Raw genomic sequence first — 262 nt, forward strand, 5'->3', positions numbered from 1 at the left:
TCAAGCACTCCAGTTTCTGAAGCATCAACTAGTGAAGTAGTTTCTGAAACTTCAGCATCAGAAACACCAAAGAGTGAGGAAACCTCAAGCGCCCCAGTTTCAGAAGCATCAAACAGTGAAGTGGGATCCGAGACATCAGCATCAGAAACACCAAAGAGTGAGGCAAGTTCAAGCACTCCAGTTTCTGAAGCATCAACTAGTGAAGTGATCTCAGAGTCTTCAGTTTCAGGAACACCAAAGAGTGAGGCAAGTTCAAGCACTC

Annotated in this window: 1 protein-coding gene; it reads right to left on the bottom strand. The window is 45.0% G+C overall.

Annotated elements, in window-relative coordinates; all coding sequences use genetic code 11:
• Nucleotides 1-262: hypothetical protein (locus HMPREF2979_RS10370; RefSeq protein WP_186821193.1), on the bottom strand; the 262-nt coding region annotated here is incomplete at both ends.

It is taken from the genome of Streptococcus sp. HMSC078H12, from assembly GCF_001814615.1.
In the GTDB taxonomy this organism is placed as follows: domain Bacteria; phylum Bacillota; class Bacilli; order Lactobacillales; family Streptococcaceae; genus Streptococcus; species Streptococcus salivarius_F.